Source organism: Nocardioides speluncae, from assembly GCF_003121585.1.
Taxonomy (GTDB): Bacteria; Actinomycetota; Actinomycetes; order Propionibacteriales; family Nocardioidaceae; genus Nocardioides; species Nocardioides speluncae.
In genome coordinates, this window is record NZ_QEOO01000040.1 from 23553 (window position 1) to 32705 (window position 9153).

The window sequence follows — 9153 nt, forward strand, 5'->3', positions numbered from 1 at the left end:
GCCCGGTCGCTCCAGCTGTCGGCGCCTCCTCGTAGCCTCGTCGCCATGAGCGAGCGGTTCACGGTGGTGCCGGCGTCCTACGTCTACTTGACCCGCGAGTCCGGTGGCGGCCGGGAGGTGCTGCTGCAGCTGCGCCACAACACCGGCTACATGGACGACCACTGGGCGGCGGCTGCGGCCGGCCACGTCGAGCGCGGCGAGACGGCGTACGACGCCGCCCTGCGCGAGGCCGCCGAGGAGCTCGACGTGCGCGACGTCGACCTGCGGTTCGAGTTCACCATGCATCGCACGGCCCACGCCGCCCCGATCGACGAGCGGGTCGACTTCTTCTTCACCGCCAGCAGCTGGGCCGGCGAGCCCCGCGTCGTCGAGCCCGAGAAGTGCGCAGCGATCGAGTGGTTCCCGCTCGACCGGCTCCCCGACCCCGTCGTACCCCATGAACGGCATGCGCTGCAGTCGCTCGGTACGGCGGATTCGTACCTCACCTTCGGCTTCTGACCAGGAGGCACTCCGTGTCCGAGCAGCCCAGCGACGCACCCGAGCCCCAGACCGAAGAACCGGAGAAGTACCCCGGCGGCGCAGATGCCATCGATGACTCGGGCAAGTACGGCGACACTCCCGGCGGCCCGACCACGCGCGACCTGGATCCCGACGACAACCCCGCGGTCGACGATTTGCTCCCCGACGAGATCGCCGCCCCGGATGACAAGCCGCAAGCCCCCGAGGAGACGTCCGGCGAGGGCGAGGTCGCCGACGAACCCCCTGCCTGAGAGCACTGGCCTGGCGCCGGATGAAGGAGCACGATGAGTCCATGAGCGGAAACGGACTCCCCTACGGCGCCGACCATTCCCTCGACGATCCCATCGACTCCGACGAGCTCGGCGAGCGCGGCAGCGCCGGCGAGTACGCCGCCGACGAGCGCTCCACGGTCTCTGACGAGACCGGTACCCGCTACGACATCTCCGGCGAAACCGACACCACGCCGGAGGACGAGTCGATGTGGGAGGACGCCGAGGAGCTGTGAGCGCGGTGGATTGCAGTCACTACGCGACTGCGATCCACCGCGTAGCGCGAGCGCTATCCACAGGTCGCCGATCCGCGCTGGCGGACGGGCCCGTACCCACCCACGCTTTGGAGCATGGGCACAACGATCGACGCACTGCTCGCCGACCAGTCCGGGGTCGTCGGACGTCGGCAGCTCCTGGCTGCCGGGCACCGCGACCATGACATCCGGCGACGAGTACGACGCCGGGAGCTTGCCGTGGTGTACCCGGGCGTCTACGTCAACCACACCGGACCGCTGACCTGGCAGCAACGTGGGTGGGCGGCCGTCCTTGCGACCTGGCCTGCGGCCCTGTGCCACGACTCGGCTGTGCGGGCGGCTGACGGTCCTGGGCGTCGAGACCGCCGCGCGGATGATCCGATTCACGTCGCCGTCGACCGCCAACGTAGCTGCGTCGCTCCTCGAGGCGTGGTGCTCCATCGGATCAGCGGGTTGGCAGCGAAGACGCTCTGGCACCTCGGGCCGCCACGGGTGCGGATCGAGGAGGCGATCGTCGACCTCGCGGCCGGAGCGGACAACGACTTCGAGGCCGTCGCTGTCGTGGCCAACGCCGTACAGTCGCGGCGGACCACCGCGCACCGTATTTTCCGCGCGTTGCAGGCCCGACCCCGGGTAAGCCGTCGCCCTTTCCTGGAAGGCGTTCTCCGCGACGTCGCCGCGGGCACCTGCTCAGTGCTCGAACACGCCTACCTCACCCGGATAGAGCGCCCGCACGGCCTGCCGCGAGCGCGGCGGCAATGGGCTGCGACGTCCGACGGCCCGATCTACCGCGACGTCGAATACGAGCCGTTCGGTCTGGTCGTTGAGCTGGACGGCCGCCTCTTTCACGACACAGCGACGGCACGTGACCGTGACCTCGACCGTGACCTCGACGCGGCGATCGACCGGCGCCATACCGTGCGGCTCGGCTGGGGACAGGTGGTCGGGCGGCCGTGTGCGACGGCGCCTCGGATCGCCCGTCTCCTCAACGCGCGCGGCTGGGCCGGGCAGGCCCTGGCGTGCCCGGAGTGCGAGCGCGGTGGATCCCAGTCACCTGATGACCGCGATCAACCGCGCTTTGCGTGAAGGTCAGCCGCAGGGCGTGCTGACCGGGGCCAAGGCCGGCGGGGCGCCTACTGTCGGCATGCCGAGGCCGACGCCCTTGGCGACCGGCGTCGCGGTACGCGCCTCCCAGGCGTCGCCAGCCCGGGTGCGGCGTACCGACAGCACCTGGCCGTCGGCCACGAGGTGGTGCGGGGCGGCGTAGGTGATCTCGGTCGTGACCACGTCGCCGGGCCGGGGGTTTCGGGACGGTTGCTGCGCAACCTCCTCAACCGGCGAGGAAAGCGCGAAGTGGACCAGGCGGTTGTCGGGGCCGCGGCCGGAGAGGCGGTGGGTGGCGGCGTCCTTGCGGCCTTCGCCCTCGGCCACCATCAGGTCGACCTGGCGGCCGACCAGCGCCCTGTTCTCGGCCCAGGAGATCTCGTTGACGACCTCGACCAGCCGCTCGTAGCGGTCGCGTACGACGTCGGCCGGGACCTGGTCATCGAGGACGGCCGCCGGCGTACCGGGGCGCTTGGAGTACTGGAAGGTGAAGGCGCCGGAGAACCGCGCCGCCCGGACCACGTCCAGCGTCGCCTGGAAGTCCGCCTCGGTCTCGCCGGGGAAGCCGACGATGATGTCGGTGGTGATCGCGGCATCCGGGATCGCGGCCCGCACCCGGTCGATGATCCCCAGGAACTTGGCCTGCCGGTAGGACCGCCGCATGTTCTTGAGTACGACGTCGGAGCCGGACTGCAGTGGCATGTGCAGCGACGGCATCACGTTGGGAGTCTCGGCCATCGCGGCAATCACGTCGTCGGTGAACTCGGCCGGGTGCGGGGAGGTGAAGCGCACCCGCTCCAGCCCCTCGATCTCGCCACACGCCCGCAGCAGCTTCGAGAACGCCTGCCGGTCGCCGAACTCCACGCCGTACGAGTTGACGTTCTGACCGAGCAGGGTCACCTCCATCACGCCCTCGGCGACCAGGGCCCGGATCTCGGCGAGGATGTCGCCAGGACGGCGGTCCTTCTCCTTGCCGCGCAGCGACGGGACGATGCAGAACGTGCAGGTGTTGTTGCAGCCGACCGAGATCGACACCCACGCGGCGTACGCCGACTCGCGCTTGGTCGGCAGCGTCGACGGGAAGACCTCGAGCGACTCGAGGATCTCCACCTGCGCCTCGTCGGCGACCCGCGCCCGCTCCAGCAGGGCCGGCAGCGAGCCGATGTTGTGGGTGCCGAAGACGACGTCGACCCAGGGCGCCTTCTTGGTGATCGTCGCGCGGTCCTTCTGCGCCAGGCAGCCACCGACCGCGATCTGCATTCCCGGCTTCTTGGCCTTCACCGGCGCGAGGTGGCCGAGGTTGCCGTAGAGCTTGTTGTCGGCGTTCTCGCGCACGGCGCAGGTGTTGAAGACGACGACGTCGGCCTGCTCCCCCTCGGGCGCGGCCAGATAGCCCGCATCCTCCAGCAGGCCGGTGAGCCGCTCGGAGTCGTGGACGTTCATCTGGCACCCGTAGGTGCGGACTTCATAGGTGCGCGACACAGCATCATTCATGGCAAGAAAAGGGTACGGCGCTCGCCGCCGCCGTTCGAATTCTCGTCAGGCCGGCTCAGGCGATGCCGGCGTGCGGGCCGGTGCCGAACAGCTCGTACCGCAGCGGGTCGTCGCTGCCGGCGTACCGGGAGAAGAAGTCGTCCGGCTCGCGGTGCTCCAGGTCGAAGAGGGCCCGCTCGCCGTGGCTGGCGACCACCGCCTCCGCGGCGTGCACCCCGATCACGCCGACGAGCGGCAACTGCGGGTCCTTGAGCAGCCGGGCCGCCTCCGCGCTGGTCGCGCGCAGGTTCGAGCCGTCGAGGCCGGCCAGCAGACGGCCGCAGGTCGCCAGCGCCCGGGACACCGTGTCGGCGTCGTCGATCAGCCGGGCGTACGGGAAGTAGTGGAACTCGATCCCCTCGGCGCGGAGCGCGCGGAGCTGACGAAGGATCACGTAGTGGGCCAGGCCCTCGTTGCGGATCTGCAGCATCAGCGCGGTGCGGAACCGCTCCGGCGAGCTCGGATCGGTCTCGGCCTGGACGCTCGCCGGCGTCTGCAGGGCGTGGGTCAGCTCGCGGTAGTAGGTGTAGGAGAGGTAGAGCAGCATCTCGCGGCGGTCCGCGCCGGCGTACAGACCGAGCAGCTGGCCGCCGTCCGGCGTCCGGTAGCTCGTGGTCAGCCCCGGCACCGGGTGGACCGCGATCGAGATCTCCCTGGGCTTGGTGACCGTCGGGAGGTACGGCGAGAGCAGGCTGCTCGACTCGGTCAGCCGCTCGGTGAGGTAGTCCATCTTGGCCACCTGGTCGGCCCATACCTCGGACGAGCGGAGCCCGGCCAGCGCGAAGTAGTCGCCGGGATGGCGGGACAGGAACTGCCCCTCGGCGCCGAACTCCGGGTGGTCGGCCACGACGGCGGCGATCCGCTCGGCCGCGTCCCGGTCGTCACTGGTCGCGGCCAGCGCGGCGCGCAGGTCACGAAAGATGGCGTCATGCAGGCTCACATGCAGATCGAGCATCCGGCCTCCTGAGTCCCAGTCTCAGCAGTACGCCGCGGGTGGCGGCCACGGCGGCCGGGCCTGGGCTACTGGCGACTTCTCCCTAGAACGAACCAGGTCAGACCCGACATCTGGCAGCGTAGCGGTCATCCGGCGGCCTCGCCCCCCTGGGTGTGCAAATGGCAATGCCAGATGAGACGCGAACGTTACGGTTACATAGATAAAGCGGACGCGCGCCCCCAGTTCGTGGCCGAGGTCACGCATTTACGAGTACGTTTCCCCCCATGACTGCGCTGGAGAAGCAGCCCGAGGCCCCGGCAGCTGGCGAACCGCTCGTCGTACTCGACGGTGTGAACAAGTGGTTCGGCAAGCTGCACGTACTGCAGGACATCAACATCTCGATCAAGCGCGGCGAGGTCGTCGTGGTGATCGGGCCGTCGGGGTCCGGCAAGTCGACGCTGTGCCGGGCGATCAACCGGCTGGAGACGATCGACCAGGGCTCCATCGCCCTGGACGGCGACCCGCTGCCCCAAGAGGGCAAGGCGCTGGCGGCGCTGCGCGCCGACGTCGGCATGGTGTTCCAGAGCTTCAACCTGTTCGCCCACAAGACGATCCTCGAGAACGTCACGCTCGGGCCGATCAAGGTGCGCAAGAAGCCGAAGGCCGAGGCTGAGGCGAAGGCGCGTGAGCTGCTGGACCGGGTGGGGGTCGGCGTACAGGCCGAGAAGTACCCCGCCCAGCTGTCGGGCGGTCAGCAGCAGCGGGTCGCGATCGCCCGCGCGCTGGCGATGGAGCCCAAGGTGATGCTCTTCGACGAGCCGACCTCCGCGCTCGACCCAGAGATGATCAAGGAAGTCCTCGACGTCATGGTCAGCCTCGCCAAAGGCGGGATGACGATGATCGTGGTGACCCACGAGATGGGCTTCGCCCGTACGGCGGCCGACCGGGTGATCTTCATGTCCGACGGCGCCATCGTGGAGGAGAACACCCCGCACGAGTTCTTCACCAACCCCCAGTCCGCCCGCGCCAAGGACTTCCTCGGCAAGATCCTCAAGCACTGACCGACCACAACCACATACGGGGGCCGGGGACACCCGGCTCGGAACAAGGAGACAGCAATGCGACTCATCCGCACCAAGGCGGCATTCGCCGCCGCAGCCCTCGCCTTCTCTCTCGCCGCCTGCGGTGAGGCCGGCAACGACGACGAGGGCAAGGATCTCGAGGGCAAGGAGGACGCCGCCGCGTCGTTCGAGGACGGCACCCGCATGAAGGAGCTCGCCGAGGCAGGGTCGGTAACGATCGGTCACAAGACCGATCAGCCCGGCGTCGGCTTCCTGGCCGCGGGCGATGACGCACCGACCGGCTTCGACATCGAGATCGCCAAGATCCTTGCCGCCGAGCTCGGTATCGACTCTGCGGACATCAAGTGGGTCGAGACCATCTCCGACAACCGCGAGCCCTTCCTCAAGGAGGGCGAGAACGGCAAGGTCGACCTGGTGCTGGCGTCGTACTCCATCACCGACGAGCGTCGCGCCGAGGTCGGCCAGGCGGGCCCATACATGGAGACCGGCCAGCAGCTGCTGGTGAAATCGGACAGCGACATCGACGACGTCGCCGACGTCAAGGGCAAGGAGGTCTGCTCGGTCACCGGCTCGACCTCGCTGGAGCAGATCGAGGCACAGGGCGCCAAGCCGGTCGGCTTCGAGGCCTACTCCGACTGCGTGGAGAAGGTGCTGGACGGCACCGTCGAGGCGATGACGACCGACGGCACCATCCTGATGGGGTACGCCGCACAGAACGAAGGCGAGCTGAAGGTCGTCGGCGAGGAGTTCTCCGAGGAGCGGATCGGCGTCGGCTACAGCCTGAACAACCCGGAGATGTGCCAGTTCATCAACGACACCCTGGAGAAGGCGTTCGAGGACGGCTCGTGGGAGGAAGCCTTCACGTCGACGCTCGGCAAGTCCGGCGTCGAGACGCCGGAGCCGCCGGCCGTCGACGAGTGCCCGGCAGCCTGACCTGACCAGCCCCTGATCGGGGCGGCTCGCCCGAGAGCCGCCCCGATCTCACCTGCGAAAGCGAGTCCTCGCGTGGAAGCGGTCCTGGACAACATCGGCCTAGTCGGCTGGGCGTTCGCCCACACCGTCTTGCTGTTCCTCTTCTCAGGCGTGCTGTCGCTGCTCCTCGGGACATTCCTCGTGGCGCTGCGCGTCGGTCCCGTCGTCGTGTTGCAACGCGCGGCCGCGACCTACGTCACGGTTGTGCGTAACACGCCGCTGCTGATCATCTTGATGTTCTTCCAGTTCGCCGCACCCAAGCTCGGGGTCACCTTCAACTTCATCGACGTCCAGTGGGGAGAGGTGAGCATGACGTCCTTCTTCGGGGCGGCGGTCGTCTCTTTGAGCCTCTACACCTCGACCTTCGTCTGCGAGGCACTCCGCTCCGGGGTGAACTCCGTGCCACTCGGCCAGGCCGAGGCAGCAAGGGCGATCGGACTGTCATTCGGCGGCGTGATGTCGCAGGTCGTGCTGCCGCAGGCGTACCGCGCGTCGGTGCCACCGCTTGCCAGCGTGCAGATCGCGCTGCTGAAGAACACCACCGTCGCCGGTGTGTTCGGCGTGATGGAGGCGCTGGCCCGGATGCGCATCCTCACCAATAACTTCACGGGCCAGAAAATTGGGATCTTCCTCGCGTTCGCCATCGTCTTCGTGGTGCTCGTCGAGGTCTTGTCCTTCCTGGCAAGCCGGCTCGAACGACGTTGGAGGATCGCCTGATGAGCGCCGGAGTCCTGTTCGACGCGCCCGGACCGGCGACGGCCGCCCGGCACCGCATCTACACCATCGTCTCGCTCATCGCCGTCGCGGGCATGGTCGGTTACGTCATCTGGCGGCTCTACGACACCGAGCAGCTCACGTATGAGAAGTGGGAGCCGTTCCTCACGCCCAAGTACGTCCGGGCACTGCTCGTCGAAGGCCTGCTGAAAACCCTGCAGATGGCGGCGACCGCCGTCGTCCTCGCCGTCGCCGTCGGCGGTCTCCTCGGGGTCGGCAAGCTGTCCGACCACGGCTGGGTCCGATGGCCCTGCTGGGCGTTCGTGGAGTTCTTCCGGGCGGTGCCAGTGCTGCTGCTGATGATCTTCAGCTGGTTCCTCATCGGCATCGAATGGTCCGGCGCGTCGTACTGGGGCGTGGTCACCGCGCTGGCGCTCTACAACGGCGCGGTGCTGGCCGAGGTCTTCCGGGCCGGCGTACTGGCCGTGCCCAAGGGTCAGTCGGAGGCGGCGTACGCCGTCGGCATGCGCAAGTCGCAGGTAATGAATATCGTGCTGCTGCCGCAGGCGGTCAAGATCATGCTGCCAGCGATTCTGAGCCAGTGCGTCGTCGTGCTCAAGGACACCGCGCTCGGCTATGCCATCCTCGCGCCAGGGCTCACCGAGGTCGGCAAGCGGATCTTCCGTGAGTTCGGCAATCATGTGCCGACGATGATCGTGATCGCATTCCTCTACATCATCGTCAATCTGATCCTGACCTGGATTGCAACCTGGGTGCAGAAGAAGTTTGTCGGCGAGAAGAAGGTCCTTGAGGTCTCCATGACGGCCGGCCTCGACACCGGCCGAGCCGTCTGACGGAGTCCTGCGACCGAACAGCGCCCGCGACACGACTACCGCGGAGCCTCGCGATGGGCTCCGTTGTGGCGGTTATCCACAGGCCGTCACCCTGGCTCTTGCTGACCTTCCTGACGACTCGTAACATCATGGCCATGCCGCATTCAGACTGACATGGAGTCTTTGCGGCAATAGGTCACATCAGGACGGGGAGAGCATATGCATAACTACATGCGCACAATTGGCGGCATTATGACAACTCTCATTGTTTGCCTCAGTGCACTGACTTTACCAGCGATCCAGCCCGCGTCTGCACTTAGGGAAGCGTCCAACTCGACGAGCACCCAGTTAGAGGCCCGCACGCCGAGTTGCGCTGAGTACACCTGCAGATACTGGCGACAGGGATTCTATGCCCATGGCTGGATTCCAATCCCAAGTTGGGACCGTTGCATCGTCTGGCAGTATCGCGCGGGCCTCAGGTACAAGCTCCTTGAGAACATGTGGCACACCGGTGACAAGGTTCACTGGCTCAACTGGGGAATCCAGATCCGCAATTCCAAACTGAAGTTCGCGGTTCACCGGAAGTGCGATGACTCTACCGCGCGTCGACTCGGAGGGCTGAGCGTCACTCCCAGCCTCCATATGACAGGGCAGTACTCAGGGTCGTGCACTTTGGTGCCCAGTGTCGCCGTGAACTTCCCCTGGGGAGTCTCTGTAGGTGCATCGCCTAGTTGCAAGAAGGCCCAGATCGCCAAACGAGACTCGGCCCACACCGTAGGAAAGAACTCTTCCGTCTACTACTTCAGTGAAGCACAGCCAAATAAAACCCAGTGACACCTCCCGGCAATGCCACGTAGCGTAGATCGGTCTGTCATGCGGCTCTCGGTCTGAGGGCGTGGAGGTTGATCGTGGGTGGATCTGGGTGGCTGGTGCTGGCGG

Annotated in this window: 10 protein-coding genes; 8 read left to right on the forward strand and 2 right to left on the reverse strand. The window is 67.3% G+C overall.

All coding sequences use genetic code 11. The features are described 5' to 3' along the window. Positions 1-45: 45 nt before the first annotated feature. The 4 genes from DDV73_RS22795 to DDV73_RS28920 all read left to right on the forward strand — a co-directional run bounded on the left by DDV73_RS22795 (position 46) and on the right by DDV73_RS28920 (position 2128). The gene (locus DDV73_RS22795; protein ID WP_109509567.1) at positions 46-498 is read left to right on the forward strand and encodes an NUDIX hydrolase; all 453 of its coding nucleotides are present in this window, start codon (positions 46-48) and stop codon (positions 496-498) included. Between the two features lie 14 nt (positions 499-512). Further along, complete coding sequence (locus tag DDV73_RS22800) at positions 513-770, forward strand: hypothetical protein (RefSeq protein WP_109509568.1); 258 nt, start codon at positions 513-515, stop codon at positions 768-770. Positions 771-811: 41 nt separating this feature from the next. Beyond that, positions 812-1024 carry a hypothetical protein gene (locus tag DDV73_RS22805; RefSeq protein WP_154402868.1) on the forward strand — a complete coding sequence of 71 codons (213 nt, stop codon included), beginning with the start codon at positions 812-814 and terminating at the stop codon, positions 1022-1024. Positions 1025-1495: 471 nt separating this feature from the next. Further along, positions 1496-2128, forward strand: coding sequence for a hypothetical protein (locus tag DDV73_RS28920; protein ID WP_206051051.1), 633 nt, complete (start codon positions 1496-1498; stop codon positions 2126-2128). A 3-nt stretch (positions 2129-2131) separates the two neighbouring features. Here DDV73_RS28920 and miaB read toward each other — a convergent pair whose 3' ends face one another. Beyond that, on the reverse strand, positions 2132-3640 hold the full coding sequence (miaB, locus tag DDV73_RS22815) for a tRNA (N6-isopentenyl adenosine(37)-C2)-methylthiotransferase MiaB (RefSeq protein ID WP_109509571.1): 1509 nt from the start codon (positions 3638-3640) through the stop codon (positions 2132-2134). Positions 3641-3695: 55 nt separating this feature from the next. Then, complete coding sequence (locus tag DDV73_RS22820) at positions 3696-4634, reverse strand: hypothetical protein (RefSeq protein ID WP_109509572.1); 939 nt, start codon at positions 4632-4634, stop codon at positions 3696-3698. 263 nt (positions 4635-4897) lie between these two features. Here DDV73_RS22820 and DDV73_RS22825 point away from each other — a divergent pair, with 263 nt between their 5' ends. The 4 genes from DDV73_RS22825 (at position 4898) to DDV73_RS22840 (ending at position 8235) form a co-directional block, all read left to right on the forward strand. Continuing rightward, a complete protein-coding gene (locus DDV73_RS22825; RefSeq protein WP_109509573.1) occupies positions 4898-5674 on the forward strand; it encodes an amino acid ABC transporter ATP-binding protein in 777 nt (258 codons plus the stop codon). Between the two features lie 57 nt (positions 5675-5731). Then, a complete protein-coding gene (locus DDV73_RS22830; RefSeq protein ID WP_109509574.1) occupies positions 5732-6628 on the forward strand; it encodes a glutamate ABC transporter substrate-binding protein in 897 nt (298 codons plus the stop codon). 72 nt (positions 6629-6700) lie between these two features. Further along, entirely contained in the window at positions 6701-7384 is a 684-nt protein-coding gene (locus DDV73_RS22835; protein ID WP_109509575.1) for an amino acid ABC transporter permease, read from the forward strand. Then, the gene (locus tag DDV73_RS22840; protein ID WP_109509576.1) at positions 7384-8235 is read left to right on the forward strand and encodes an amino acid ABC transporter permease; all 852 of its coding nucleotides are present in this window, start codon (positions 7384-7386) and stop codon (positions 8233-8235) included. Before DDV73_RS22835 ends, DDV73_RS22840 begins: the two co-directional genes overlap by 1 nt. Positions 8236-9153: the final 918 nt, after the last annotated feature.

What these genes read in the sequence shown, in the direction of transcription:
- DDV73_RS22795 (WP_109509567.1), top strand. Translation starts at nt 46, where the DNA reads ATGAGCGAGCGGTTCACGGTGGTGCCGGCGTCCTACGTCTACTTGACC.
- DDV73_RS22805 (WP_154402868.1), top strand. Translation starts at nt 812, where the DNA reads ATGAGCGGAAACGGACTCCCCTACGGCGCCGACCATTCCCTCGACGAT.
- miaB (WP_109509571.1), bottom strand. Translation starts at nt 3,640, where the DNA reads ATGAATGATGCTGTGTCGCGCACCTATGAAGTCCGCACCTACGGGTGC.
- DDV73_RS22820 (WP_109509572.1), bottom strand. Translation starts at nt 4,634, where the DNA reads ATGCTCGATCTGCATGTGAGCCTGCATGACGCCATCTTTCGTGACCTG.
- DDV73_RS22825 (WP_109509573.1), top strand. Translation starts at nt 4,898, where the DNA reads ATGACTGCGCTGGAGAAGCAGCCCGAGGCCCCGGCAGCTGGCGAACCG.
- DDV73_RS22830 (WP_109509574.1), top strand. Translation starts at nt 5,732, where the DNA reads ATGCGACTCATCCGCACCAAGGCGGCATTCGCCGCCGCAGCCCTCGCC.
- DDV73_RS22840 (WP_109509576.1), top strand. Translation starts at nt 7,384, where the DNA reads ATGAGCGCCGGAGTCCTGTTCGACGCGCCCGGACCGGCGACGGCCGCC.